A 26,115-nucleotide genomic window follows, 5' to 3' on the forward strand; every position below is an offset into this window, starting at 1 on the left:
ATATAATAATTATTCAGCTTAAATGATAAAAAAGCCGACAAAATTGTCAGCTTTTTTATCAAAATCAAAGATTATTTCAAGAAACGCTTATAGCCCACATTGTCAGTAATTTCTGCATATGGATAGCTAATTTGTTCAAGAGTTTCAATTAAACCATCCGGATTTTGTTTAGCATCTGTTGCTTGTAAGCCAACCAATACACGACCTTCAGCAGCACCGTGGTTACGGTAATGGAACAGGGTAATGTTGTGCGTTGGGCCTAAACGAGTTAAGAAGGTGAGTAGCGCGCCTGGACGTTCAGGGAATTCAACACGGAATAATCTTTCATCATCTAGATTGGCATGACCACCAACCAAGTAACGAATATGTAATTTAGCAACTTCATCATCAGATAAATCATCGACAACATAATTTTGCTGTTTCAGTTGTTCTAAAATTTCATGACGCTCGGCATCACCACCTTTTAAGCTAATACCTACAAACACTTGTGCTTCTTCTGTGTTGTTGGCACGGTAGTTAAACTCAGTAATATTACGACCTTGCAGGGCACGGCAGAAACCTAAGAAAGCACCTTTTTCTTCAGAAAGAGTTACCGCATAAATTGCTTCACGTTGCTCACCCAGTTCCGTACGTTCTGCGATATAACGTAAGCGATCAAAGTTCATATTGGCGCCGCAAACAATTGACACCATGTTTTTGCCGCTAATTTTATGCTCAGCAACATATTTTTTAATGCCGGCAAGTGCCATTGCACCTGATGGCTCAACAATGCTACGGTTTTCATCAAAAGTATCTTTAATTGCAGCACAAATCTCATCTGTATTTACAGTAACAATATCAGAATCGACAATTGGGCCTGAATTATCAGATTTACGTAAACGAACAATATCAAATGGTAGTTCACCAATTTGAGCGACTGCTGTGCCGTCTGCAAATAAACCTACATGAGGTAAAATAACACGCTCATTGGCTTCTAAAGCTGCTTTTAAGCAAGCAGACTCTTCATATTCAACACCAATGATTTTTACATGCGGAGCAACTTCACCTAAGTAAGCGGCTACACCTGCAATTAAGCCCCCACCACCAACAGCAACGAAAACATATTCTACATCGCGCCATTGGCGTAAAATTTCATTCGCAATGGTGCCTTGGCCTGCAATAACAAGTTCATCATCATAAGGTGGAACAAAAACTAATCCCTCTACTTCGGCACGTTGCTGAGCATATTTATTCGCGATATCAAAGCTATCACCATGTAATACAACTTGCCCACCTAGGCGTTTAACAGCTTGAACCTTAATATCCGGAGTCGTGCTTGGCATCACAATAATTGCAGGAATTCCTAAGCGTTGACCAGACAAAGCTACGCCTTGTGCATGGTTACCTGCAGATGCACAGATCACACCACGTTCAAGTTGTTCTTTAGGTAGTTGGCTAATGCGGTTATAAGCACCGCGTAATTTAAAAGAAAAAACAGGTTGTAAATCTTCACGCTTAAAACGAATTGTATTATTTAATTTTTGACTAATTCGTGGAGCTGCTTCGAGAGGTGTTTCAATTGCAACATCATAAACCGTTGCTTGTAAAATTTGTCGTACCACACGAGACAGCATGTTCATCTTCCCTATAACAGTTTAAAATAGGAAATTATTGTAGCAAACCCTTGTGCATTTGCGCCGTTTATTGGCGTATAAATGTCAAAAAATAGTTGAGTGATGTAATGAGCCTATATGCAACCCAAGATGAAAAGAAACAAGCTGCTGCAAAAGCTGCTTTAAAACACTTACCCAAAGGTGGCATTTTAGGGGTAGGAACTGGAAGTACGGTAAATTTTCTAATTGATTTATTACCTGAATTACAACTAGAAGCAGCAGTAGCGAGTTCTCAGGCAACAGCAGATCGTCTTAAAAAACTAGGCATTGAAGTTGTAGACATGAACCATGTAGGTAGTCTTGACGCTTATGTAGATGGTGCAGATGAAATTGATCGTCACATGCATATGATTAAAGGTGGCGGTGCAGCTTTAACTCGTGAAAAAATTGTAGCGTCAATTGCTAGAAAATTTGTATGTATCGTTGATGATTCGAAGTGGGTTGATCAGCTTGGGCGTGATTTTCCATTACCAGTCGAAGTTATTCCAATGGCTCGCTCTGCTGTAGCTCGTAAATTGGTCAGCTTAGGCGGCGATCCGGTTTATCGTGAAGGGGTAGTGACAGATAACGGAAATGTTATTTTAGATGTATTTAATTTGAATATCCTAAATGCAATTGATGTGGAAAAAACCATCAATAATATTCCGGGTGTTGTAACTAACGGTATTTTTGCATTAAACCCTGCAAGCATTGCAATTGTTGCGACTAATAATGGTATTGAAGAGCGTACAGCACAGTAATGTCTGTGGAAATGCCAGAAATTAAAATTGTTCGTCACGTAAGGGCAAGAAAATTGCGCTTACGTGTTGAGCCTGCGTCTATACGCCTGACTGTGCCGTTATTTTGCAGCAAGAAGCAAATTCAGCAGTTTTTAGCGCAGTCTGAACAATGGTTAATCGAGACGTGGGGTAAGCAACACCAAGCTCAATCTAGCTCGTTTGAAATTCCTTCAGAAATTTATTTTTTTAACCAAGAACAACCATTTCAAATCGTTGTGCAAAAGCAACATCGTATTTTTCAGTTTGATTGGGAAAATCACCGTTTATTGATTAAAGACCAACAACCTTACCAAGCTTTACAAAATGCAGTTATTGCTTATGCCAAGCAAGAGTTACCACTTCTTTTGTCAGAACTGAGTCAAAAAACACGACTGAGTTATGCAGAGTGCGCAATTCGACGCCCTAAAACACGTTGGGGTAGCTGTAGTAGTCAGCATAATATTATGTTGCATGCAGGATTAGTGCTTATGCCTATCCAAATTACGCGATATGTATGTATTCATGAGTTAGCACACACTAAACACTTCGATCATAGTCCTGCCTTTTGGGCCGAAGTTGCTAAGTTCGATCCTAACTATATGCAGCATCGCAGACAACTAAAGGGTAATCCGTTGCCTGCGTGGTGGTATGTCACAGCTTAACTAAAGCTACATTCTAATTGAGTTGTTTGTAAGACATCGGGTGCTTTACGGCTATCGAGACCGGCTTGGGCACTCACAATTTTATTTGCCTTAATATGTAACTGTATAAAGTTATATTGCTGCGTTGAATTGTTCGGCTCAGATGAACTTGAGTTAAGCAAGTAACTATAACTTGCAGCGTCAGTTTGCAATAAGTTATCAGTACTATCTGCACTTAAAGCAGAGCGATAAATTTGAGAACCTTGAATTAATTCAATTTGACCATTGGCACGGAAATTAAGTTGGCAGCCTGATGAACTGTTTTCATAGTGACCGACTAAATAATCTGTGGCTGGGAGTTTAGGGTCAGAAATATTAACGCTGGTTAAGCCTTGTTTACATGGATAAGCCGAACCATTACAAGTCGCCGTAATTCCACTAAAACCGACAGCACGTCGATAATCGCCAGCACCATCTACACGGAAAAAATCAGTCGTATTGCCAGAAGGCACAACGCCAGAATAGAGTTTCTTTTGTAAAAGAGCATATCCTGTTTGATCTAAACTAGATTGGCTTTGTGAATCTGCTAATTGCAATGTGGCAACTTTTAAATTAGTCGCAAAATAATCGCGAGTCACTTTTTGATTGGCTGCCATATCCAACAGGGTGTTTTTTGAAGGGTCAATATTATCGGGTGATGGAATAAAAATAGGTGTCATGGTCGTATTGTCACCAATCAGCTTTTTACCGTCTAAATATCCATCTTTTAAATCAGTCGCAAGGCTATTTGTGAGTTCTTGATATGCATTGGTACTACCATGAATTGTATTCCAATACTGTAAATAGCCAAAGCTAAGATAACTATCAACATAGGTACTCGGTTGCTTGGTGGAATATTGTAATAAATTTAAAACTGTAAGAGGGCTGGCAGGACTCAAACTTGGGATGGCAGCATCTTTAAAAGCGCTAATAAGAGCCGTATAAACATCTTGAGATGCTAAATCAACATGTGATTGTTCAATACGAGTCGGATCTATAGTTTCTTGAGGAAGTTGTCCTGATCTGATGACAGCACGTTGGTAAATTGCTTCAGAACTTGGGCTAATGAACTGGGTTTTATTGCTGATAGAGCTTGGTGTAATAAAAGCATGATAAGTACCAGCAATGTTCTGGTATGTAGAGCTAATTGGATCAAATACTTGAGATGAGCTTTGCGTTATGACTTCAACGCGATAAAGACGATTCAATTTAGTACTTGGAAGTTTAATATTGTAACTCGTTAAGCTGGCAACTTGAGTATCTATCAAAATACTATTGTCAGTGTTGTCATATACCTTGAGTTGAACATTGCGCAGTTCGACAGGGGTTTTCAATGTAAAATCGGTCATGACTTCAGGAGTGGGCGTAGTCGGTGCTGGAGTACTAGATGAGCCTCCACTACTACTGCCACCTCCACATCCAACAAGGACAGTACTTAAAATTAAAGTACTCAGGCCGAGGTACGTGCACAACTTTATTTTTCTTGATTGATTAAGCATCCTAGCTCTCCAAAAATGAATCTGGTCGTTATTTACTGATATTTGTTTGGTTCTGACAAACCAGCAAGCGCTATGTAATTAACGCTAAAAATAAAAAAATTAAAATTACCAAGCATGAAATGGTTTTGTAAGCTTGGACATCCTGTCATACTACCGCAAGTATAGATTCAAAATTTGAGGTAATGCACGTGATTTCTGTCGGAATTGTTGGTGGAACTGGTTATACAGGCGTTGAACTATTACGTATTTTATTACGACATCCAAAAGCGCAGGTTCGAGTTCTGACTTCACGTACAGAAGCAGGTAAACCAGTTGCTGATATGTTCCCAAATTTACGTGGGCATACTGATCTTCAATTTTCAGATTTAAATATTGATGCACTAAAAGAATGTGATGTTGTATTTTTTGCGACTCCACACGGTGTTGCTATGCAGCATGCTAAGGATTTGATCGCGGCAGGTACCAAAGTTATTGATTTAGCGGCGGACTTTCGTTTACAGAATCTTGAACAGTTTGAAAAATGGTATGGCATGGAACATGCGTGCCCAGATGTATTAAAAGATTCTGTATATGGTTTAACTGAATTAAACCGCGAAAAAATTAAACAGGCTCAAGTCATTGGTAACCCGGGTTGTTATCCAACTACGGTTCAATTAGGTTTGGCTCCGCTTTTAAAATCAGCACAAGCCCTTATTGAAACAAAAAATATTATTATTGATGCAAAATCAGGTGTGTCGGGTGCAGGTCGTAAAGCAAGCTTAGGCATGATTTACAGTGAAAATGCAGATAACTTTAAGGCTTATGGCGTTGCAGGTCATCGTCATCATCCGGAAATTGTAGAAGCATTAGAAAATATTTCAGGGCAAAAAGATGGTTTCGACGGCCTTTTATTTGTTCCGCATCTCGTTCCGATGATTCGCGGTATGTTAAGTACGATTTATGTAGACTTAACAGAAGCGGGTAAACAAACTGATTTACAAGCATTGTATGAAAACTTCTATGCAAATGAAAAATTTGTAGATGTTATGCCTCCAAATAGTTCACCAGAAACACGTAGTGTACGCGGGGCAAATGAATTGCGTATTGCTTTATATAAACCACAACCAAATAAACTGATTATTTTGGCAGCTCAAGATAACCTTGTGAAAGGTGCATCTGGTCAAGCTGTACAAAATATGAACCTTATGTTTGGCTTGAACGAAGACGAAGGCTTACAAGGGATTGGTTTATTACCATAAAAAACTCTTTTTTGCTTCACACACATTTAAATTTCGATTTAAATGTGTGTCTTGACTCTGATCTTAAACACTGAGATGACGATGCAAAACTCGGAACAGACGACTTCAGCAGAAAGTTCGTTGCAAAAGAAAAAATTTTTAAACACCAACAGACCTTTGTTTATTGGTGCAGCTATTTTAATGAGTGGTTGTTTTGCGCTCGGCTATACAATTGGACACCGTCAAGGTTTAACTGTTGTTGGTTATGATGCAGATGCAGAGCAATTGGTTGAGGTAGTGCAAAAACAAAAAACAGCGTTAGATGCAGTTAACAAAAGCCTGAATGCTGCTGTACAAGAGCGTGATGTTGCCGTTACCAATGCAAATGACTTGTTTACAGCACTTAATCAAGCCAATGCTGATAAGACGCAACAAGAAGGTATGAGCAATATCTATCGCGATATTTTAAGACAGCGTGGTGGTTTAAGCTTAACAATCCAGAATTTGGCAATTAAGCCGTTGCCAGAAAATGCTTATGAATATCAGCTTGATCTGGTTCAAGTCAGTCCAAGTAAGCGCCGTGCTTCAGGTTCAATCGAGATAAGACTGATTAAAGATACAGAAGTCTTGGTTGTGCCTCTTGAAGATAAAAACTTTAACTTCACCGATTTTGAGCGTTTGACTGGCCGCTGGACGATGCCTAAAGGTTTTACACCTCAATTTATTGAAGTGCGTTTAACAGGTGGTTCTGATACACCAGTGATTAAACGTTTTAGTTGGCAGCGTGGTAAACCTGTCGAAACACCTTCTGCTTTTGTTGCAGAAATTCCTCAAGCTGAAGCAAATTCACAATAGTAACATCATATGCGAACAAATAAGCGTCAAACAAATTTAAAAGATATTAAGGCTTCTTTTCAGCAGTCTGGCTATGTCGATTGGCACTTCAATCCACGCTTAAGTGATTCGCAAAACGAAGATCATGACGGAGAGGTTGTTGTTCAAACAGCGCCTCCCGAACTCAAGCGGCCCCCATTATATGCAGTTGTATTATTGAACGACGATTACACGCCAATGGACTTTGTAATTGAAATTTTACAACAATACTTTGCAATGAATCTTGACCAAGCAACTCAAGTAATGCTAACAGTACACTATGAAGGTAAAGGTACTGCCGGAGTATATCCAAGAGACATCGCGGAAACCAAGGCAAACCTTGTTAATAATTACGCTCGGTCGCAAGGTCATCCATTACTTTGCCAGATTGAGCCTAAAGCATAAGGGGGTCACATGCTCAGTCGTCAATTAGAAGTATCATTACGTTTGGCTGTTAGCATGGCTCGTCAAAAGAGACATGAGTTTCTTACAGTTGAACACTTACTATTAGCCTTACTCGATAACGATTCGGCCGTGAATGCATTAAAGGCATGCGGGGCTGATATTGTTTCTTTACGTAAAGAATTAGAAGAATATGTAGAACAGCATACTCCTAAGCTTGGCGAAAATAGCGAGCAAGCTCCACATCCAACAGAAAGTTTCGACCGTATTTTGCAACGTGCGATTTTCCACGTGCAATCAAGTGGTGGTGATCGTACTGTTGAAGGTGCGGATGTTTTGGTCGCAATGTACTCAGAGCGTGATTCTTTCGCTGTTTACTTACTTAAACGTCATCAAATCAACCGATTGACTTTGACTCAATATTTGTCTCATGGGACACGTAAGGAAGAAGTTCAGGTTGAAGAAGAAGTTGAAGACATTGAAGGTGAAAGCAGCTCAGGCAATGCTGGGCCATTAGAACTTTATACGCTCAATTTAAATGTTGAAGCGCAAAAAGGAAAAACTGACCCACTTATTGGTCGTGAGAAAGAAATTGAGCGTACAGCACAAATTCTTTGCCGCCGTCGTAAAAACAACCCATTACTAGTGGGTGACCCAGGTGTAGGTAAAACTTCAATTGCAGAAGGCCTTGCATGGCTTATTGTGAATGGTAAAGCACCAAAACCACTGAGCAATGCAGAAATTTACAGTCTAGACATCGGCGCATTGGTAGCTGGAACTAAATATCGTGGTGACTTTGAAAAGCGTTTAAAACAGTTGTTAAATGCTTTGAAGAAAAATCCAAATGCGATTTTATTCATTGATGAAATTCACATGATCATTGGTGCAGGTTCAAGTATGGGCAGCACAATGGATGCATCGAATCTCATTAAACCAGCTTTGGCAAATGGTACTTTACGTTGCATTGGTTCAACGACTTTCCAAGAATATCGTCAGGTATTTGAAAAAGATCATGCGTTATCTCGTCGTTTCCAAAAAATTGACGTTAATGAACCGAGTATTTCTGAAACGATTGATATTTTACGTGGCTTGAAAACTAAGTTTGAAGATTTCCACCACGTACAATATGACGATAAAGCTTTGGTTTCTGCGGTTGAACTTTCTGCAAAATTTATTAATGACCGTTTCTTGCCAGATAAAGCAATTGACGTGATTGATGAAGCAGGTGCACAGCGCCGTTTAAAAGCAGAGAGTGAAGATAGTTTAATTACTGTAGAAAACATTGAGGACATCGTTTCTAAAATTGCGCGTATTCCGCCTAAGACTGTGTCTAAGGATGATAAATCAGTGCTTGAAAATCTCGAGCGTGATCTAAAACGTGTTGTATTTGGTCAAGATGAAGCAATCACTGCATTGGCTTCGGCGATCAAGTTGTCACGTGCTGGTTTGAAATCACCAGATAAGCCTGTTGGTAGCTTTGTATTTGCTGGCCCAACCGGTGTGGGTAAAACCGAAGTTACTAAGCAATTAGCCAAATTGTTAGGTGTCGAGCTGGTTCGTTTCGATATGTCTGAGTATATGGAACGTCATGCAGTTTCTCGCTTAATTGGTGCTCCTCCAGGTTATGTTGGTTATGACCAAGGTGGTTTACTCACAGACGCGATCCATAAAAATCCACATTGTGTTTTATTGCTGGATGAAATTGAGAAAGCACATCCTGATGTGTTTAACCTTTTATTGCAAATCATGGATCACGGTGCGTTAACGGACAATAATGGTCGTAAGTCAGACTTCAGAAATGTCATTATTGTATTAACTACGAACATTGGTGCAGAAAGTATTTCTCGTGCAAGCATTGGATTTACAGAGCAAGACCATAGCTCAGATAACCAAGAAGCCATGAAACGTGCATTCTCTCCAGAGTTCCGCAACCGCCTAGATAGCGTTATTCAGTTCAAGGCATTACCAACTACAGTAATTGAATCTGTTGTTGATAAATTCTTAACAGAGTTGCAAGCTCAACTAGATGATAAACAAGTAGTACTTGATGTTGATCAAAGTGCACGTGATTGGTTAGCAACGAATGGTTATGACCGTTTAATGGGCGCACGTCCAATGCAACGTCTCATTCAAGAACACTTGAAGAAACCATTGGCTGAAATGATTCTGTTTGGTGAACTTGCAGATCATGGTGGTAATGTAGCGGTATCAGTGAAACAAGAAGATGGTAAAGCGGTTGGTTTAAAACTTGAAGTTTTTGAAGATCACCATACGGCAGAACCAGCTTAATCTATGTTAGTTGATAGTCTTTCTATAACCCGAATACTCAGCGTGTTCGGGTTATTTATTATTACTGCAATCGCTGAAATTTTGGGCTGCTACTTTCCTTATCTTATTTTAAAAGAAGGGAAGTCGGCATGGCTATGGTTACCTACAGTGCTGAGTTTAGCGGTGTTTGTGTGGTTGCTCACCTTACATCCTGCGGCTTCTGGGCGAATTTATGCCGCCTATGGTGGTATTTATATTTTTACTGCACTTATGTGGTTGCGTTTTGTCGACCAGGTTGCTTTAACTCGCTGGGATCTTTTAGGTGGTTTAATTGTACTTTGTGGAGCTAGTTTGATTATTTTGCAGCCTCAGGGGCTAATTCGTTAACCATAAAAATGGATAGTGAAATTTTAACTGTAAAATAAGATATTTTTCGCAAAAAATACTTGTCAAACTCATCAACAATGCGTATTTTAGAGTTAAGGAACATTTTTTAATATTTGAGATAAAGATGTTAAATCAATCTGTGAATTCTAACGCTTACTTTTATTTCTGGCAATTTAGTTAGTTGCCTGAGCGTATTCGGGCACGAAAGTTGCCCATCACAGTTAATACCTGATCGGCAACCCCGATCAGGTTTTTTTATGCTTTATCTTTTTCAAATCGAGGAAATCAAAATGAACAACATGACTTATTCATACTTTAGCAACTTTTATTGGTTTTACTTTTGCCTACCTTTGCCAACGAATAGATCCAAAACGCTCAAATAAATGATCGGACTGATTCGGTTTCAGTCCAAAGGAAAAGACCAATGAATGCTTTAAATACTTTACTAACTCAAAGTAATACAAAAGAAACACCAGTTAGTTTGCCTGTCCAGTTAAAAGCTAAATATCCGCTTGTGCAGACCTTCGCACGTCAAATTGCAGAACATCGCCAAATTATTCAAAATATTCTTGCTGGTAAAGATCAGCGTTTAATGGTTATTACAGGACCATGTTCAATTCATGACCCAGTTGCGGTTCTTGAATACGCAGAAAAATTGCAAAAATTACAAGAAAAAGTAAAAGATCAAATATTCATTGTTATGCGTACTTATATTGAAAAACCTCGTACAACCGTGGGTTGGAAGGGTTTTATGTATGACCCAAATCTAGATGGTTCATCTAATTTACAGCTAGGTTTAGAAAAATCACGTGAGCTTTATTTACAAATTATTGAAAAAGGCTTGCCGATTGCCAGTGAAATTTTAAGTCCAATGGCAACTGGTTATTTTGATGATTTATTGGCTTGGGGTGCAATTGGTGCCCGTACTAGCGAATCTCAAATTCACCGCGAAATCTCAAGTCATATGCCATACAGTATTGGTTTCAAGAATGGTACAGATGGTTCAATTCAAATTGCACTAGATGCTATTCAGTCAGCACAAAATGAACATCAATTTTTAGGTATGAATCAGCAAGGTTTGCCTTCAGTTATTCAAAGTGCTGGGAATCCATTACCACATTTGATTTTACGTGGGGCAAATCATGGTCCTAACTATGATTTAGCTTCAATTCAGGCAATACGGGAAAAATACAAACAAAATCTTCCTGCATTAGTCATTGATTGTAGTCATGGCAATAGTGGTAAAGACCCTTTACGTCAGCCAGAGGTTTTACAGCAAATCGTTGCTGAGCGTTTAAAAACTCAGGTGAAGGGTGTGATGATTGAAAGCCATTTGGTTGATGGAAACCAAAAGATTTCATGTGAAATGACTTATGGTCAGTCAGTAACTGATGGTTGTTTGGGCTGGGATAAAACTGAACAACTTTTGCTAAATGTTGCTGAACAATTAAAAGAAAATGAGTTAGCTCATTCTGCTTAATGAATTGTAGATTTAAAAAAGGATCTGTTTTAGCAGATCCTTTTTTTATTTTAAGAAGCTTGTTTAAGTTCAGACAAGAACGTCGTGATTTCATGACCGAATTTTTTAGGTTCGGTTAATAATGGTGTATGGCCTGAATGTTCAAAATAAATTGCTTTTGAATGTTCAACGCTATGTGCAATAAGTGTTTGACCAGTTTCCGGATAAAGTGTCGAATTACGGCCAATAAAGAAAGTAGTCGGGCACTGTAATTGTTGAAGAGCATCACGATAATCTTCATTGTGAAAAAGATAATTTTCGACATACCAAAATAAGTAGTCTAAACGTTGAATTGGTAAGAGATATTTCTGTAAAAAAGGTTGTTTTAAAGCTGTTTTAAAAACAAAAGGGCTAAATGGATTGCTGCTTTGTAATTCAATAAAATCTACCCATAAACGCACGAGCTCCTGACGATCGGGAAGCGATAGTTCATAAAGATATTTAGCATTTTTGTGTTTTGATAATAATTGATAAATATCATTGAGCAGTTGTTTGAATTGATCATGTAAAGGGCCGAATAAGCCATATTGCCATGTCGAATCTACTGATATTTTAGGTGTCTGATCTATGTGTAAATATGCTTTTAACTGCTGAGCCAGATGAGCATGCTTCATACCATGCATTGCAGTGGTAGCACCCATTGAATAGCCCATTAAAATAAAGTTATCAAGCTTTAGTTGCTCAATTAAATGCGCAACATCTAGCCAGTGGCTTGATATTGCATCTTGCTCGGGAATTGCACAGTTTTTTGATCCGCCAAATCCACGCCAGTCAGGGATAATAAACTCATATTCTTTACGATTTGCATAGATAAAGGGTAGCCATTGCCAACTCTGCATGCCTAAGCCAGATAATACTAATACCGGTTCACCACGACCAACACGGCGTACAAATAAATTTTCCTGATCGGGCATGGTGTAATAAGGCATGGTTATTCTCCAGATACGTTATCTTGAGTAAAAATTTTTAATTGAGGGATGACCTGCTCTAACCATTTGATCCACTCAGTTTCCATGGTAATACCGAGTTCTAATATCATTTTATGGATATATAACACTCGGTTATCTAAACCATTGCTGTCTTTAAAATCTTTATCATAGATACTTTGGTAAAGCTTGAGCTTTTCTTGGTGTAAACCAAGATGTCGTAACAGTTCGGGTAATATTTGATTATTGCCCAATTGTGCCTCAGCACGCAATCTTACCATTAAGTCATCTCTAAGCTGCGCGGGTTCACTTTGCTGTGTCATCCATGAAGCAAGCTCTATACGCCCAAGTTGTTCGACCTGATAAGTTTTCTTTCGGCCACTATCCATCTCATTTTCTAAAGTGGAAACCCAGCCTTTTTTAAGCATGTTATTGAGTTCACGATAAATTTGCTGGTGTGTGGCGTTCCAGAAAAAGCCCATCGAACGGTCAAAGCGGCGAGCGAGTTCAAAGCCTGTACTTGGTCGTTCTAATAAACTGGTCAGTAAAACATGAGGAAGTGACATGGCAATCCATTTGTAAGCAAAAGTAAAGTGTGACTCATTAGATTATGCAACATGTTGCATAAAAGTCAAAATTTGATTATAAATTTGTGCAACAAGTTGCATTAAGCAAGCAGATCAGCAAGCCAAGGAGTTGTTATGTCGTTATATCCACATTTATTAAAACCATTAGATTTAGGTTTTACGACATTAAAAAATCGCGTATTGATGGGGTCTATGCACGTTGGGTTAGAAGAAGCACCAGGTGGCTATGAGCGAATGGCAGCTTTTTATGCGGAACGTGCTAAAGGTGATGTGGGTTTAATTGTAACTGGTGGTGTTTCTCCGAATGATGATGGTGTTGTATTTAGCCATGGTACGAAGTTGGATACAGTTGAAGAAGCTGAAAAACATAAAGTGATTACCCAAGCTGTTCATGAAGCCGGGGGTAAAATTGCGATGCAGATTTTACATACTGGGCGTTATTCTTATCAGGCAAATAACGTTGCTCCTTCAGCAATTCAAGCACCAATTAACCCCATTAAGCCAAAAGCTTTAAGTTCTGCCGAAGTGCAGCAGACCATTGATGACTTTGCAAACTGCGCCAAACTTGCTCAGTATGCAGGTTATGATGGCGTCGAAATTATGGGGTCTGAAGGTTATTTAATTAATGAGTTCATTGCCGCACGTACGAATCATCGTGATGATGAATGGGGTGGTAGTTATGAAAACCGTATTCGTTTTCCGATCGAAATTGTAAAACGTACACGGGCATTAGTAGGTGAAAACTTTATCATTATTTATCGTCTATCGATGCTTGATTTAGTTGAAGGTGGTTCAAGTATTGAAGAAGTGATTCAGCTTGCAAAAGAAATTGAAAAAGCAGGTGCAACTATTATTAATACAGGGATTGGCTGGCATGAAGCTCGTATCCCAACAATTGCGACCAAAGTTCCTCGTGCTGCGTTTACGTGGGTTACTGAAAAACTTAAAGGTGAAGTGTCAGTTCCACTAATTACTTCAAATCGTATTAATACACCTGAAATGGCGGAACATGTGTTGGCATCTGGTCATGCTGATATGGTGTCTATGGCCCGCCCAATGCTAGCGGATGCTGAATTTGTCTTAAAGGCAAGTGAAGGCCGTAGTGATGAAATTAATACATGTATTGGCTGTAACCAAGCTTGTTTAGATCACATTTTCTCAATGAAAATTGCAACATGTCTAGTGAACCCTCGCGCATGTTACGAAACTGAACTTATTTTTAAAGAAGCGCAAAATCAGAAAAAGATTGCTGTTATTGGAGCAGGTCCAGCAGGTTTAAGTTTTGCTGTGTATGCAGCAGATCGTGGTCATCAAGTTAAAATTTTTGAAGCTAGCACGCAAATTGGTGGTCAATTTAATATCGCTAAAACTGTACCGGGTAAAGAAGAATTCTACGAAACATTGCGCTATTTCAATCGTCAAATTGAATTACGTCCGAACATTGAGCTTGTATTAAATCATAAAGCAACTTATGAAGAGTTGAGTCGTTCAGACTTTGATGAAATTGTAGTTGCTACAGGTGTAACGCCTCGTCAATTGCAGTTTGAAGGGATTGATCATCCAAAAGTATTGAGCTATTTACAGGTTCTTAAAGAGCGTGTGCCAGTCGGTCAACGTGTTGCCATCATTGGTGCGGGAGGTATTGGTTTTGATACAGCTGAATACCTGACTCATGAAGGCGAAAGCGGCAGTTTAAATCCAGAAAAGTTTTATGAAGAGTGGGGTATTGATACTCACTATGAGCATGTCGGTGGATTAAAACAGCCTAAAGTAGAGGCTTCTGAACGAGAAATCTATTTATTACAACGCAAAGCTTCTTCGGTCGGTGCTGGTTTAGGTAAGACCACCGGTTGGATTCATCGTACAGGGCTGAAGAATAGAAACGTGAAAATGTTGGCTGGTGCGCAATATGACAAAGTCGATGATCAAGGTCTTCATATTACCGTTGATGGAAAACCAACAGTACTTGAAGTAGATAATGTGGTGATTTGTGCAGGACAAGAGTCCTTTACAGCAATGTATGACCAATTAAAAGCAGATGGTAAAAATGTTCATTTGATTGGTGGTGCTAAAGAAGCAGGTGAGTTGGATGCTAAGCGCGCTATTCGTCAGGGTGCTGAATTAGCTGCGGTTCTTTAATAAGTAGAGTGAGCATTGTCTTAAGTAAGAGAATGCTCATTACTAAAACCAATTTGAAGGAAATGAAAAATGACACTTGAAACAACTAAACAGTCACTAGAAAAATGGCACCACATGATTCAGTCAAATGACTTATCTAACTTAAATGATTTGTTGGCTGATGACGTCGTTTTTCGATCGCCAGTTGCTTATAAACCCTATGAAGGAAAACAAGTTGTTTTCTTTATTCTTACGAATGTGATTCAGGTATTTCAGAATTTTACCTATCACAGAGAATTTTATACGGAAGATGGTGAAAATGTGGTGCTTGAGTTCAGTGCCAATGTAAGTGGTAAATCATTAAAAGGGATTGATATGATTCGTTTTAATGAGGACGGTAAAATTATTGATTTTGAAGTCATGATTCGTCCAATGAGTGGTTTAGCTGCATTGGCTGAGCAAATGGGTGCAAGAATTACTCAGTTCAAACCTCAATAGTTTTTTGTTAAATAGCCTAAGTTTTTTTGAGGTATATTAAATGTGGTTAAAACTTTCAACATTGGTTTTATTACCTGTTTTATTTATACAAGGTAATAAGGTTCGGAAGAACACACTACGATTAGCAGAAGCTAGTGGCGAGCGAGAAGGTTTTGCTGGGGAGGGTAAACCTCTATCTCTATTAATTTTAGGAGATTCGGCTGCGGCAGGTGTCGGTGTAGATACACAAAAAGATGCTTTGTCGGGTGCGATTATTCAAGAATTACAAAATGAGTTTTCCCTAAAATGGAAGCTTCATGCTAAAACGGGTGACACGACTCAACAGGTCTTTCAGGCTGTACAACATTTAGAACAGCATAGATATGATGTTATAGTGACTTCAATGGGAGTAAATGATGTCACAAAGCTAACATCGGCTAAATCATGGATCAAGCAGCAGAAACAATTGTTTGAACATATACAGAATCGTTTCCAGCCAAAGTTGATTATTGTCTCTGGTGTGCCTCCAATGCAGCATTTTCCAGCTTTACCCAATCCCTTGGGGTGGTTGTTTGGGCAATATGCAAAGCAAATGAATGAGCAATTACAACAATGGTTAGCACCACAAAGTCAGTTTGAGTTTCTTCAATACGATATTGAGACTTTTAGAGCCATGAATTTGCCAATGGCAAAGGATGGTTTTCATCCAAGTAAGGAAGTTTACGCAGTTTGGGGACAGCAGGTTGCAGCCATAGTGCGGCAATCAATTAACTCATCGTCTTAGGTAGGCATTGGATATGGGCATATCTGTTTTTAATAAAATTAAAGATCTGGGTTCAGAACTTATCGATTTAGCGTTAGGGGCTGAACATCCAAAAATTTATTATGATCCACAAGGAAAAATAAAAGATATTTTGGATAAACTTCCGCAACTCAAACAAAAATATCGCCCTACGCCTTGGTTAACGAATAATCATGTTCATTTACTTTATTTTGATCTTATTAGAAAACAGACAATAAAGCTGGAATATGATCGAATTGATCAACTGACTATGCGTGACGGTGGTGTAACCGCAATTGCTTGGTATGGCTATCATTTACCTGCTGATACACCAACGATTGTAATCATGCATACGATTACAGGTACACCTGAAAGTATGCGTGAGTTAGTACGAGATTTACATCAATATACGGGCTGGCGAATTGCGCTTTGTCTTCGCCGTGGACATGCGGGTTTACCAATGCCTGTGCCGCAAATTTCTCTTTTTGGATCTACCAGTGATTTAAAAGAACAGCTTAACTATATACAAAGTTTATTCCCTAAATCTGATTTATATGCAGTAGGTTCTTCAGCAGGTACAGGTTTACTTGTTCGTTATTTAGGTGAGCAAGGTGAGGATACGCCTTTTAAAGCTGCCTTTGCGATGTGCCCAGGCTACAATACAGAAATCGGCTTTAAAAATGTTCATCCTTTTTACAGTAAAATGATGACGAAAAAGCTCTTCAAGTATTTTATTTATCCTTATCAAAATACATGGAGCAAGACCGCATCTTTAGAAAAAGTTTTATCGACCACCAATTTAGAAGAATTTGAAAAAGAATACTTTGAAATGGCGGGTTATCACGATTATGAAACTTACTGTAAGTCTATTAATCCAATTTATGTATTTGAGAATATAAAAATTCCATTGATGATTCTTAATGCAGAAGACGATCCCGTGTGTTCTATTAAGAACTTGGAACCTTATAAAGAACCTATTCAACAAATGAGTAATATTGCTGTGGTGACGACTAAAAAAGGAAGTCATTGTGCATTTTATGAGGGATGGCGTAGCACGTCATGGGCAGCACGCCTCATGTGTGACTATTTTTTAATTGAACGTAATAAATAGATAGATAGACACTTTAAATAAAGCCCAAAGTTTGGGCTTTATTTTTTATCTTTTAAGACAAAAGAAGTGGACTATCATTTATCCCAAGTTTTATTTTGGTGGCGGCAACTAAGGCTTTTTCATCTGTGTGATTGGGATGGAAATCAAAACGATAATATTCAAGAAACTTAGGAATCAAAATTTTATATTGTTTGCTGGCAAAACTAAAAAAATTGCGCCAAGACTTGAAATTAGTCAGCTGTTTATCGCGTTTCATCAGAATAACTTGGTAAATCGTTGAAAAGGCTGTAATGAGAATTAAACTAAAGGTAAATACTGAAATGCGTGGAATATAAGCACTTAATCCATTGCCATATAAATATTGATATAAGTCGAATGCAACAGCTTTATGCTCAGTTTCTTCTAAACTATGCCATAGCCATAAATTGCGTATAGTTGTATCGGTCATAAGTTCATTTACTGATTGCATCATGTTGACCACCAGAACGGCTGTATAGTGCTCCAGTCCAACAGTTACTAGTAAATTCCATTTTTTACTAAAGACTTTTTCAATACCTTTTAGGATGATTCCTGTGACTTTCTCTAGTGATTCTGGGTTTAAACCATATTGCTGGGCGCTGACATGAAAGGCATGGTGTTCTTTAGAATGCATTGCTTCTTGGCCAATAAATGCACCTATCTCTCTATCTAAAACTTTATTCTCTTTAGATTTAGGACGTAACGCACGGACAGATCTTACAAAATAGGATTCTCCTTCAGGAAATAAAGTAGAAAGACCTGTGAAATAGTGGGTGAATGAAGGCTCATCATTGCACCAGTAGCGTGGAATACCATTAAAATTGTAGTCCATACGGCGGACAGGAAAAGAGGCTGCTACGCGGTTTAAAGCTGTTTTCATTTTCTTGCTCCAATTTTCTTTTACTTGAGTTCCAAAAAGGAACTTGTAGATAGAAATTATAAGTAGACAAGAGCAGAGTCAATAATTTTTGAATGGTTTAAAAGAGATTGTCCTAAAATGATAGGCGGGAGAACTTTAAAGACAAAAATGAGAAAATTAAATTTAATTAAACAAAGAATATTTAAAAAAATGCCCAAATTAAAAAATTAATTTGGGCACTACTAAACGAAAGCTTAGTTTTTAAGTGCTGGTGTCGCAGCAGCAATAGCAGCAGCAACAGCGTCATCTTCTGTATTTGCAGGTTCAGTTGCTTTAGCAGGTTTTGACTGAGCTTTTTCCGGTTTAGGTTCAGCCTTTTTTTCTGGTTTTGGTTCAGCTTTAGGCTCAGATTTTTTTTCTGGCTTAGGCTCTACTTTAGGTGTCTCAGATGTAGTTTGTTCAGCAACTTGTGTCTGTGAAGATTCACTAGAGTGTGCAGGACGAGTTTCACGGCGAATTTCAGTTGTAGTATTGGCTGTTTCTTCACGCTGAACTTCAACTTGTTGTTTCGCTTGCTCTTGAGCTTCTTGGTGAGTATCTACACTTTCTAAAGACTCAAATTTTGCAGGCTTCGCTGGTTGAGGTTCTGAAACAGCAGTTTCAACCTTGTCTTGCTCTTCTTCTTTCGGTGTCTCTTTTTTAACGCATGCGGTTAACAATAGTCCAGCTGCAATTGCAGCACAGATTAAAAGTTTTTTATTTGCCATTGCCCAAAACAACATTTAATTGAGGAGTTGGCATTATAACAGTAAATAGCAATGAAAAAATCATGTCAGATTGAGCTAATTTTTTGTTAAAAATGCTGATAGAATAACCAGTTGTTTATTGTTCTTTGAATTGATGCGGTTTGACTTTGCTTTATAGGGGCAGAGTACAGTAAAATTGCCAAACATTGTAGGCCGATTTCGGCTTGATTGTACGAGAAACTTAATGACCCATTTTATTTTTGTCACTGGTGGTGTGGTTTCATCGCTAGGTAAAGGTATTTCTGCTGCTTCTGTTGCTGCACTTTTGGAAGCTCGTGGCTTAAAAGTCACAATGGTTAAAATGGATCCTTATATTAATGTCGATCCAGGGACAATGAGCCCATTCCAGCATGGTGAAGTTTTTGTTACCGAAGATGGTGCAGAAACCGATCTAGATCTGGGTTATTACGAACGTTTCTTACGTCGCGCGAAAATGACCAAACTCAATAACTTTACGAGTGGTCGCGTATATCAAGACGTTTTAAATAAAGAACGTCGTGGTGATTACTTAGGTGGTACAGTTCAGGTTATTCCTCATATTACCGACAATATTAAAGAACGTGTTCTTCGCGCAGGTGAAGGCTACGATGTTGCTATCGTAGAGATTGGTGGTACTGTAGGTGATATTGAATCTCTACCGTTCATGGAATCAGTACGTCAATTAATGGTTGAGCTTGGTCATAAACGTACCATGCTTATGCATTTAACTTTGTTGCCATATATTAAGTCAGCAGCAGAGTTAAAAACTAAACCAACTCAGCACTCTGTAAAAGAGTTACTTTCAATCGGTATTCAGCCAGATATCCTGATCTGTCGTACTGAATATGATGTAGATGTTGATACTAAACGTAAAATTGCATTGTTCACTAACGTAGAAGCACGTGCTGTAGTGGTATGTAAAGATGCGAAAACCATTTATCAAATTCCACGTACATTCTATGAACAAAACGTTGATGACTTAATCTGTGAACGTTTTGGATTTAATGATCTTCCTGAAGCAAATCTAGAAGATTGGGACAATGTAGTCGAAGCATTATTGAACCCTGAGTACACTTTACGTGTAGCAATGGTGGGTAAATATGTTGAATTACCAGACGCTTATAAGTCTGTAAATGAAGCATTGTTGCATGCAGGTATTCAAAATCGCGTAAAAGTACAAATTGATTACGTCAATGCTGAAGAGCTTGAAAGTCAAGACGTATCTATTTTAAGTACAGCTGATGCAATCTTGGTTCCAGGTGGTTTTGGTGAGCGTGGTACTGAAGGCAAAATGAAAGCTATTCAATACGCACGTGAAAATCGTATTCCTTTCTTAGGTATCTGTTTAGGTATGCAATTGGCAGTGATCGAATATGCTCGCCATGTTGCAGGTATGCCAGAAGCTTCTTCTACAGAATTTAATCGCTCTACAAAATATCCATTGATCGGTTTAATTACTGAATGGTTAGATGAGCGCGGTGAATTGCAACAACGTAGTGTTGAGTCTGACTTAGGTGGAACAATGCGTTTAGGTGCTCAAAAATCAGAATTGGTTGAAGGTACAAAAACACGTGAAGTTTACGGGAAAGCTGAAATTACCGAGCGTCATCGTCACCGTTATGAAATGAATAACCGTTTCATTGAGGCGATTGAGAAAGCTGGTATGAAAATTTCAGGTTACTCTTCAGCACAACATTTAGTTGAAACTGTAGAAATTCCTGAACATCCTTGGTTTATTGCTGTACAATTCCACCCGGAATTTACAAGTTCACCACGTGATGGACATCCATTATTTGCTAGTTTTATTGAAGCTGCGAAAACACAGCATCAAAAAAGTAAGTAATGCGATTTTAAATAAACTGGGAAAGTTTAAATGTCACAATTAAAACCACAAGAAGTTGTACGTTTAGGCGATATACAAATGGCAAATCATTTGCCATTTGTATTATTTGGCGGAATGAACGTACTTGAGTCAAAAGATTTAGCTTTTGAAATTGCTGAAACTTATATTGATATTTGTAAACGTCTAGATATTCCTTATGTGTTTAAGGCGAGCTTTGATAAAGCAAACCGTTCTAGTTTGCATTCATTTCGTGGTCCTGGACTTGAAAAAGGTATTGAATGGTTAGGTGACATTAAAAAACATTTTAATGTGCCAATTATTACCGACGTTCACGAACCATATCAGGCAGCAGCAGTTGCTGAGGTTGCTGATATTATTCAGCTTCCTGCTTTCTTAAGTCGTCAAACTGATCTTGTTGAAGCAATGGCGAAAACACAAGCTATCATCAACATTAAAAAAGCACAGTTTTTGGCTCCTCATGAAATGCGTCATATCTTGCATAAATGCTTAGAAGCTGGAAATGACAAACTTATTCTTTGTGAGCGTGGCTCGGCATTTGGTTACAACAATTTAGTTGTAGATATGCTTGGCTTTGACATCATGAAAGAAATGAATGTGCCAGTTTTCTTTGACGTGACACATGCATTACAAACTCCTGGTGGTCGTGCTGACTCGGCAGGTGGCCGTCGTGCTCAAATTACCACTTTAGCACGCGCTGGAATGGCAACGGGTTTGGCTGGATTATTTTTAGAAGCTCATCCAGACCCAGAACATGCAAAATGTGATGGACCTTGTGCATTGCGTATGTCGCAGCTTGAGCCATTCTTGGCACAAATAAAAGAATTGGATACTTTAGTTAAAGGATTCAAAAAGTTAGACACCCATTGAGTTGTTTTATAACCCTTACGCTGCTTTAACCGCAGCTCATATTCATTCAAAGAGGAATTGTTCATGAGCCAAATCGTTGACATTCGTGCACGTGAAATTTTGGACTCTCGTGGTAACCCAACCATCGAAGCAGACGTAATTTTAGAATCTGGGGTTGTTGGACGTGCATGTGCACCATCTGGTGCTTCAACTGGTTCTCGTGAAGCTTTAGAACTACGTGACGGTGATAAATCACGTTACTTAGGGAAAGGTGTTCGTACAGCAGTTAACAACGTTAATACGTTGATTCGTGATGCTTTGTTGGGTAAATCAGTTTTTGAGCAAAAAGACATTGATAACACAATGATCGCGCTTGATGGCACTGAAAATAAAGAGAAATTAGGTGCGAATGCAACTTTGGCTGTTTCATTAGCTGCTGCACGTGCTGCTGCTGAAGAAAAGAAACTTCCTCTTTTCCAATACATCGCAGATCTTCGCGGTCAAACAATTTTGACAATGCCTGTACCGATGATGAATATCTTAAACGGTGGCGAGCATGCTGATAACACTGTTGATATTCAAGAGTTCATGATCGAGCCTGTAGGTTTTACTTCATTTGCTGAAGCTTTACGTGCGGGTGCTGAAGTATTCCATTCTTTAAAATCAGTTTTAAAGAAACAAGGTTTGAATACTGCTGTGGGTGACGAAGGTGGTTTTGCACCTAACTTACGTTCTAACGAAGAAGCAATCCAAATCATTTTACAAGCGATTGAATTGACTGGTTATAAAGCTGGTTCAGACATGATGCTTGCATTAGACTGCGCATCTTCAGAATTCTATAAAAACGGTCAATACGTTTTAGAAGGCGAAGGTAATCGTGCATTTACAAGCCATCAGTTTGCTGACTACTTAGCTGGTCTTGTAAATCAATATCCAATTATCTCAATCGAAGATGGTCTTGATGAGTCTGATTGGGAAGGTTGGAGCTACTTAACTTCAATCCTTGGCGATAAAATCCAGTTAGTTGGTGATGACTTATTCGTAACTAACCCTAAGATTTTACAACGTGGTATTGATGAAAAAGTTGGTAACTCAATTTTAATCAAGTACAACCAGATCGGTACATTGACTGAAACTTTAGATGCAATTTACCTTGCTAAAGCAAATGGTTACACGACTGTTATTTCTCACCGTTCTGGTGAAACAGAAGATTCAACTATTGCTGATTTAGCAGTTGGTACAGCAGCAGGTCAAATCAAGACTGGTTCACTTTGTCGTTCTGACCGTGTTTCTAAATATAACCAATTGCTTCGTATCGAAGAAATGACTAAAGCGGCTTACCGTGGTAAAGCTGAGTTCAAAGGTTTAAAATAATCTTTTGAATAAGTCTTTGCTTATTTAAATATTGATAATACATTGATATTTAAAATCTAAGTGCTATTTCTTTTTTTGGAAATAGCACTTTTTATTTATCCTAAGCGTCTAGTTTTTAAAGACTCAGCCCAACTGTGGTGATGGCAACGGGAACACTCTTGATCAAGTTTATTTAGAATCTTAGTTTCGCCACATTTCATGCATGAATAAAAAGTATTAATTTTAAGCGTTTTTGCTTTGCGATAAGCTTCTGGAAATAAAGGTAGACCCCATTTCACATCTTCATCTTCGTAATAAATTAGGCTTAGAAAGCCATCAGATTCAAGCAAAGCTGTTCTAACTTGTCCTAAATGCTCGATGTTTTGTTGACGCATTTCCGAGAAAAACTCATCATGAGAATATGTTTGCTTCTGGAAGTCTTTATAAACGAGAAGGCCGTCTTTAACTACGCAGAGTGCTCTTCCTTCTAATAAATTTTCAATTTTTTTATGTTTTACCATACCCCAAGTAATAAGACGATATAAAAAAAGAATGACAACGAAAGCTACAAATGCATGAGCAATAGGTAAATCTTTGGTAAACATCGGGTCGCCAGCAGCAGACCCTAAACATAAAATAATAGCCAGTTCGAATAGAGAGAGTTGCCGAATACCGCGCTTACCAGATAGCCTTAAAAAACTAATGATAATAATGAACATCACAGTACATCGGATTAAAATTTCTAAAACAAAGGTCCACGTTGTATCACCTATGAAAATATTAGAAAGATCCATTTTTTTCTCACTTATTTAAAATATGTATCCGAAATACATTTAAAATTCTTATCAGAATAGAAATGAAAAAAATATACTTTTTAAGTGGTTATTGGTTAAAAATACGAGAGATATGTGATGTTGTATGACTTAAAAACAAAGATTTTATAGAAATTAATAAGTCTCATTCATTTGATTGTGTGAATGATAAATTTTATTTGAATAAAAAAATTTAAGTCCTAAAACAGAAGAGGCCTATAGTACGATTTTAAAACCTAGATTATTGTAGTCACTTAATAATTATTATTTTGGTTTTACATATGATCTATGTAGCACTTGCGGTTATAGGGGTTCTATCCGGGCTGATTAGCGGAGTAGTGGGAACTGGGTCATCTATTATTTTGTTGCCTATTCTTTCATATATTTTTGGGGCGAAGCTTGCAGTACCTATTATGGCGATTGCCGCAATTATGGGGAATATTTCACGTGTAGTGATGTGGCGTAAAGAACTTAATATTAAAGCTTTTCTTTTATTTCTCTGTACACGACAAAAATAGATAACTCATTGAAATAATGTCATAATAATTGTTTTCTAACGACGAATACTATGACACATCTCAATGAGTTATATCTTATCTTAAACAAATCTCTAAAATGGAACAAGTCACATTTAAAGTGCTTTGCGCTCATCATGCTTGTGATTATTTTAAAGCAAACATGTAATCTTTCTTCTGCATCTAAAGCCTTGCCCATCAAGTGCTTACCACAATCATTTTATCGACGTATGCAGCGCTTCTTTGCAGGTCAGTATTTTGATTATCGTCAAATTTCTCAGTTGATTTTCAATATGTTTTCATTCGACCAAGTGCAACTGACTTTAGATAGAACCAATTGGAAATGGGGAAAACGAAATATTAATATCCTGATGCTCGCAATCGTTTATCGTGGAATAGCGATACCTATCCTTTGGACATTGCTTAATAAACGTGGAAATTCAGATACGAAAGAGCGCATTGCTTTGATTCAACGCTTTATAGCCATTTTTGGTAAAGACCGTATTGTGAATGTGTTCGCAGACAGAGAGTTTATCGGTGAGCAGTGGTTTACATGGTTAATTGAACAAGACATCAACTTCTGCATTCGTGTTAAAAAAACTTCATTGTCACCAATCATTTAGGAAAGAATCATAAAATTAGTGATTTATTTCGCCATCTTAAAGTTGGTCAAATTGAATGTCGTAAACGACGGATTTTGGTTGGTCGGGTGAAACTATATATAAGTGCACTACAGTTAGAAAATGGAGAGCTTTTACTCGTCGTTTCTCCTCAGTTTAATGCCAATGCTATTCAGGATTATGCATTACGCTGGGAAATTGAAACCTTATTCAGTTGTCTCAAAGGACGCGGGTTTAATCTTGAAAATACGCGCTTGACAGACCCTAGACGAGTGAAAAAATTGATTGCGGTGTTAGCTATAAGCTTCTGTTGGTGTTACTTAACGGGTGAATGGCAACATGATCAAAAAAAAGCGATAAAAATAAAGAAGCATGGACGACTCTCAATGAGTTTATTTCGCTATGGTTTAGACTATGTTCAAATGGCGATTCAGCGTTTAATTGGTTTTGGGAAAAAAGAAGAGTTTAAGGAAATTTTGGCAATTTTAAGAAGGCAGAATCCTGATAGGATAAGGGTTCTGTGAAATTTGTCGTGTACAGAGCTTTTATTTATAAGTTTGGGTATACCAGCAACGATACTGGGAGCTAATACGCTATGGATTATGTCACCAACATTGTCCAACTTATGTATAGGTTTATTTTTCTTTTGCTTAATACCGATTCGACATTATGCTAAACGTCATAGTTTTAAATTCAGTTCATGGCAAATGGTGGTTGCAGGTGGGGTGCTTGGTTATATTACTGGGGTTGTTTTCTCTACTGGTCCATTATTACTCCCGGTTTTTAATGGTTTCGGTTTAACTAAGGGAGCTCTTTTAGCTACAGAGGCAGCTGCTTCATTTGGTATTTACGTAACGAAAAGCTTAACTTTTGGGGCACTAGGGGTTTTACAACAGAATATTTTAATTGCAGGAATTGCGGTTGGTTTTTCTCTAATTATTGGTAACTATATTGGTAAAACATTTGTAATAAAGATGTCGGAGAAAACGTTTAATTTACTGTTAGATTGTATGTTGGTAGTTGCGGGTTTCTCTATGATATTTGCAGTTTTTACTCATTCTTAAGATAAACTTTTATACGCATAGATTGATTTATAAGCAGTTGTGTTTATAAACATTATTTTCCTTTCCAATTGAGTTTAATTTTGACAAAATGAAACATGTCACAATGGTCAATTTAAAGTAATAT

General features: G+C 38.1%; 23 protein-coding genes and 2 pseudogenes. 18 read left to right on the plus strand and 7 right to left on the minus strand.

Annotated elements, in window-relative coordinates; translation table 11 throughout:
- Positions 1 to 71: 71 nt before the first annotated feature.
- Complete coding sequence (ilvA, locus tag ABLB96_RS10415; protein ID WP_348898242.1) at positions 72 to 1,619, minus strand: threonine ammonia-lyase, biosynthetic; 1,548 nt, start codon at positions 1,617 to 1,619, stop codon at positions 72 to 74.
- A 101-nt stretch (positions 1,620 to 1,720) separates the two neighbouring features.
- On the opposite strand from ilvA, the gene rpiA reads away from it, so the two are divergent.
- Entirely contained in the window at positions 1,721 to 2,392 is a 672-nt protein-coding gene (rpiA, locus tag ABLB96_RS10420; protein WP_348898243.1) for a ribose-5-phosphate isomerase RpiA, read from the plus strand.
- Complete coding sequence (locus ABLB96_RS10425) at positions 2,392 to 3,072, plus strand: SprT family zinc-dependent metalloprotease (protein ID WP_348898244.1); 681 nt, start codon at positions 2,392 to 2,394, stop codon at positions 3,070 to 3,072. Before rpiA ends, ABLB96_RS10425 begins: the two co-directional genes overlap by 1 nt.
- Here ABLB96_RS10425 and ABLB96_RS10430 read toward each other — a convergent pair.
- The gene (locus ABLB96_RS10430) at positions 3,069 to 4,589 is read right to left on the minus strand and encodes a hypothetical protein (protein WP_348898245.1); all 1,521 of its coding nucleotides are present in this window, start codon (positions 4,587 to 4,589) and stop codon (positions 3,069 to 3,071) included. The two genes, ABLB96_RS10425 and ABLB96_RS10430, sit on opposite strands and share 4 nt — an antisense overlap.
- A gap of 182 nt (positions 4,590 to 4,771) precedes the next feature.
- On the opposite strand from ABLB96_RS10430, the gene argC reads away from it, so the two are divergent.
- The 6 genes from argC (at position 4,772) to ABLB96_RS10460 (ending at position 11,216) form a co-directional block, all read left to right on the plus strand.
- Positions 4,772 to 5,827, plus strand: a complete 1,056-nt coding sequence (gene argC / locus ABLB96_RS10435; protein ID WP_348898246.1) for an N-acetyl-gamma-glutamyl-phosphate reductase — start codon at positions 4,772 to 4,774, stop codon at positions 5,825 to 5,827.
- A gap of 75 nt (positions 5,828 to 5,902) precedes the next feature.
- The gene (locus ABLB96_RS10440) at positions 5,903 to 6,661 is read left to right on the plus strand and encodes a DUF6776 family protein (protein WP_348898262.1); all 759 of its coding nucleotides are present in this window, start codon (positions 5,903 to 5,905) and stop codon (positions 6,659 to 6,661) included.
- A 9-nt stretch (positions 6,662 to 6,670) separates the two neighbouring features.
- On the plus strand, positions 6,671 to 7,084 hold the full coding sequence (clpS, locus tag ABLB96_RS10445) for an ATP-dependent Clp protease adapter ClpS (RefSeq protein WP_001260033.1): 414 nt from the start codon (positions 6,671 to 6,673) through the stop codon (positions 7,082 to 7,084).
- A 9-nt stretch (positions 7,085 to 7,093) separates the two neighbouring features.
- Positions 7,094 to 9,370 carry an ATP-dependent Clp protease ATP-binding subunit ClpA gene (clpA, locus tag ABLB96_RS10450; RefSeq protein ID WP_348898247.1) on the plus strand — a complete coding sequence of 759 codons (2,277 nt, stop codon included), beginning with the start codon at positions 7,094 to 7,096 and terminating at the stop codon, positions 9,368 to 9,370.
- 3 nt (positions 9,371 to 9,373) lie between these two features.
- Positions 9,374 to 9,736: a YnfA family protein gene (locus tag ABLB96_RS10455; RefSeq protein WP_348898248.1), complete on the plus strand. Its 363-nt coding sequence runs from the start codon at positions 9,374 to 9,376 to the stop codon at positions 9,734 to 9,736.
- 424 nt (positions 9,737 to 10,160) lie between these two features.
- Positions 10,161 to 11,216: a 3-deoxy-7-phosphoheptulonate synthase gene (locus ABLB96_RS10460; protein WP_348898249.1), complete on the plus strand. Its 1,056-nt coding sequence runs from the start codon at positions 10,161 to 10,163 to the stop codon at positions 11,214 to 11,216.
- Positions 11,217 to 11,266: 50 nt separating this feature from the next.
- Here the strand turns inward: ABLB96_RS10460 and ABLB96_RS10465 are convergent, their stop codons facing one another.
- Together ABLB96_RS10465 and ABLB96_RS10470 are read right to left on the minus strand one after the other, a co-directional pair.
- Positions 11,267 to 12,184, minus strand: a complete 918-nt coding sequence (locus ABLB96_RS10465; RefSeq protein ID WP_348898250.1) for an alpha/beta hydrolase — start codon at positions 12,182 to 12,184, stop codon at positions 11,267 to 11,269.
- A gap of 2 nt (positions 12,185 to 12,186) precedes the next feature.
- On the minus strand, positions 12,187 to 12,747 hold the full coding sequence (locus ABLB96_RS10470) for a PadR family transcriptional regulator (protein ID WP_348898251.1): 561 nt from the start codon (positions 12,745 to 12,747) through the stop codon (positions 12,187 to 12,189).
- Between the two features lie 135 nt (positions 12,748 to 12,882).
- On the opposite strand from ABLB96_RS10470, the gene ABLB96_RS10475 reads away from it, so the two are divergent.
- The 4 genes from ABLB96_RS10475 (at position 12,883) to ABLB96_RS10490 (ending at position 17,255) form a co-directional block, all read left to right on the plus strand.
- The gene (locus tag ABLB96_RS10475) at positions 12,883 to 14,907 is read left to right on the plus strand and encodes an NADPH-dependent 2,4-dienoyl-CoA reductase (protein ID WP_348898252.1); all 2,025 of its coding nucleotides are present in this window, start codon (positions 12,883 to 12,885) and stop codon (positions 14,905 to 14,907) included.
- 69 nt (positions 14,908 to 14,976) lie between these two features.
- Entirely contained in the window at positions 14,977 to 15,384 is a 408-nt protein-coding gene (locus tag ABLB96_RS10480) for a nuclear transport factor 2 family protein (RefSeq protein ID WP_348898253.1), read from the plus strand.
- Between the two features lie 40 nt (positions 15,385 to 15,424).
- Positions 15,425 to 16,147 (plus strand): SGNH/GDSL hydrolase family protein, encoded by a 723-nt coding sequence (locus ABLB96_RS10485; RefSeq protein WP_348898254.1) that lies wholly within the window; start codon positions 15,425 to 15,427, stop codon positions 16,145 to 16,147.
- Positions 16,148 to 16,160: 13 nt separating this feature from the next.
- Positions 16,161 to 17,255: an alpha/beta fold hydrolase gene (locus ABLB96_RS10490; RefSeq protein WP_348898255.1), complete on the plus strand. Its 1,095-nt coding sequence runs from the start codon at positions 16,161 to 16,163 to the stop codon at positions 17,253 to 17,255.
- Positions 17,256 to 17,307: 52 nt separating this feature from the next.
- Here ABLB96_RS10490 and ABLB96_RS10495 read toward each other — a convergent pair whose 3' ends face one another.
- The gene (locus ABLB96_RS10495; protein ID WP_348898256.1) at positions 17,308 to 18,153 is read right to left on the minus strand and encodes a metal-dependent hydrolase; all 846 of its coding nucleotides are present in this window, start codon (positions 18,151 to 18,153) and stop codon (positions 17,308 to 17,310) included.
- Between the two features lie 233 nt (positions 18,154 to 18,386).
- A complete protein-coding gene (locus ABLB96_RS10500) occupies positions 18,387 to 18,899 on the minus strand; it encodes an internalin (RefSeq protein WP_348898257.1) in 513 nt (170 codons plus the stop codon).
- 223 nt (positions 18,900 to 19,122) lie between these two features.
- Between ABLB96_RS10500 and ABLB96_RS10505 the strand changes: the two genes are divergently transcribed.
- From ABLB96_RS10505 to eno, 3 genes are all read left to right on the plus strand, one after another.
- Entirely contained in the window at positions 19,123 to 20,760 is a 1,638-nt protein-coding gene (locus tag ABLB96_RS10505; protein ID WP_348898258.1) for a CTP synthase, read from the plus strand.
- Between the two features lie 30 nt (positions 20,761 to 20,790).
- Positions 20,791 to 21,648 (plus strand): 3-deoxy-8-phosphooctulonate synthase, encoded by an 858-nt coding sequence (gene kdsA, locus ABLB96_RS10510; RefSeq protein ID WP_348898259.1) that lies wholly within the window; start codon positions 20,791 to 20,793, stop codon positions 21,646 to 21,648.
- A 63-nt stretch (positions 21,649 to 21,711) separates the two neighbouring features.
- Positions 21,712 to 23,001, plus strand: coding sequence for a phosphopyruvate hydratase (gene eno / locus ABLB96_RS10515; protein ID WP_348898260.1), 1,290 nt, complete (start codon positions 21,712 to 21,714; stop codon positions 22,999 to 23,001).
- A gap of 95 nt (positions 23,002 to 23,096) precedes the next feature.
- Here eno and ABLB96_RS10520 read toward each other — a convergent pair whose 3' ends face one another.
- Positions 23,097 to 23,774, minus strand: a complete 678-nt coding sequence (locus tag ABLB96_RS10520) for a YetF domain-containing protein (protein ID WP_348898261.1) — start codon at positions 23,772 to 23,774, stop codon at positions 23,097 to 23,099.
- Positions 23,775 to 24,073: 299 nt separating this feature from the next.
- Between ABLB96_RS10520 and ABLB96_RS10525 the strand changes: the two are divergent.
- The 3 genes and pseudogenes from ABLB96_RS10525 to ABLB96_RS10535 all read left to right on the plus strand — a co-directional run.
- A pseudogene (locus ABLB96_RS10525) lies at positions 24,074 to 24,289 on the plus strand (TSUP family transporter); the annotation flags it as partial.
- 71 nt (positions 24,290 to 24,360) lie between these two features.
- A protein-coding gene (locus ABLB96_RS10530; RefSeq protein WP_085947913.1) for an IS4-like element ISAba1 family transposase occupies positions 24,361 to 25,451 on the plus strand; the annotation gives its coding sequence in 2 pieces (ribosomal slippage) (positions 24,361 to 24,901 and positions 24,901 to 25,451; 1,092 coding nt in all).
- 18 nt (positions 25,452 to 25,469) lie between these two features.
- A pseudogene (locus ABLB96_RS10535) lies at positions 25,470 to 25,991 on the plus strand (TSUP family transporter); the annotation flags it as partial.
- Positions 25,992 to 26,115: the final 124 nt, after the last annotated feature.

It is taken from the genome of Acinetobacter sp. XH1741, assembly GCF_041021895.1.
Taxonomy (GTDB): Bacteria; Pseudomonadota; Gammaproteobacteria; order Pseudomonadales; family Moraxellaceae; genus Acinetobacter.

What these genes read in the sequence shown, in the direction of transcription:
- ABLB96_RS10500 (WP_348898257.1), bottom strand. Translation starts at nt 18,899, where the DNA reads ATGGCAAATAAAAAACTTTTAATCTGTGCTGCAATTGCAGCTGGACTA.
- clpS (WP_001260033.1), top strand. Translation starts at nt 6,671, where the DNA reads ATGCGAACAAATAAGCGTCAAACAAATTTAAAAGATATTAAGGCTTCT.
- ABLB96_RS10490 (WP_348898255.1), top strand. Translation starts at nt 16,161, where the DNA reads ATGGGCATATCTGTTTTTAATAAAATTAAAGATCTGGGTTCAGAACTT.
- ABLB96_RS10425 (WP_348898244.1), top strand. Translation starts at nt 2,392, where the DNA reads ATGTCTGTGGAAATGCCAGAAATTAAAATTGTTCGTCACGTAAGGGCA.
- ABLB96_RS10455 (WP_348898248.1), top strand. Translation starts at nt 9,374, where the DNA reads ATGTTAGTTGATAGTCTTTCTATAACCCGAATACTCAGCGTGTTCGGG.
- ABLB96_RS10520 (WP_348898261.1), bottom strand. Translation starts at nt 23,774, where the DNA reads ATGGATCTTTCTAATATTTTCATAGGTGATACAACGTGGACCTTTGTT.
- ABLB96_RS10460 (WP_348898249.1), top strand. Translation starts at nt 10,161, where the DNA reads ATGAATGCTTTAAATACTTTACTAACTCAAAGTAATACAAAAGAAACA.
- ABLB96_RS10495 (WP_348898256.1), bottom strand. Translation starts at nt 18,153, where the DNA reads ATGAAAACAGCTTTAAACCGCGTAGCAGCCTCTTTTCCTGTCCGCCGT.
- ABLB96_RS10470 (WP_348898251.1), bottom strand. Translation starts at nt 12,747, where the DNA reads ATGTCACTTCCTCATGTTTTACTGACCAGTTTATTAGAACGACCAAGT.
- rpiA (WP_348898243.1), top strand. Translation starts at nt 1,721, where the DNA reads ATGAGCCTATATGCAACCCAAGATGAAAAGAAACAAGCTGCTGCAAAA.
- ABLB96_RS10465 (WP_348898250.1), bottom strand. Translation starts at nt 12,184, where the DNA reads ATGCCTTATTACACCATGCCCGATCAGGAAAATTTATTTGTACGCCGT.
- argC (WP_348898246.1), top strand. Translation starts at nt 4,772, where the DNA reads ATGCACGTGATTTCTGTCGGAATTGTTGGTGGAACTGGTTATACAGGC.
- kdsA (WP_348898259.1), top strand. Translation starts at nt 20,791, where the DNA reads ATGTCACAATTAAAACCACAAGAAGTTGTACGTTTAGGCGATATACAA.
- ABLB96_RS10480 (WP_348898253.1), top strand. Translation starts at nt 14,977, where the DNA reads ATGACACTTGAAACAACTAAACAGTCACTAGAAAAATGGCACCACATG.
- ilvA (WP_348898242.1), bottom strand. Translation starts at nt 1,619, where the DNA reads ATGAACATGCTGTCTCGTGTGGTACGACAAATTTTACAAGCAACGGTT.
- ABLB96_RS10505 (WP_348898258.1), top strand. Translation starts at nt 19,123, where the DNA reads ATGACCCATTTTATTTTTGTCACTGGTGGTGTGGTTTCATCGCTAGGT.
- clpA (WP_348898247.1), top strand. Translation starts at nt 7,094, where the DNA reads ATGCTCAGTCGTCAATTAGAAGTATCATTACGTTTGGCTGTTAGCATG.
- ABLB96_RS10440 (WP_348898262.1), top strand. Translation starts at nt 5,903, where the DNA reads ATGACGATGCAAAACTCGGAACAGACGACTTCAGCAGAAAGTTCGTTG.
- ABLB96_RS10475 (WP_348898252.1), top strand. Translation starts at nt 12,883, where the DNA reads ATGTCGTTATATCCACATTTATTAAAACCATTAGATTTAGGTTTTACG.
- ABLB96_RS10485 (WP_348898254.1), top strand. Translation starts at nt 15,425, where the DNA reads ATGTGGTTAAAACTTTCAACATTGGTTTTATTACCTGTTTTATTTATA.
- ABLB96_RS10430 (WP_348898245.1), bottom strand. Translation starts at nt 4,589, where the DNA reads ATGCTTAATCAATCAAGAAAAATAAAGTTGTGCACGTACCTCGGCCTG.
- eno (WP_348898260.1), top strand. Translation starts at nt 21,712, where the DNA reads ATGAGCCAAATCGTTGACATTCGTGCACGTGAAATTTTGGACTCTCGT.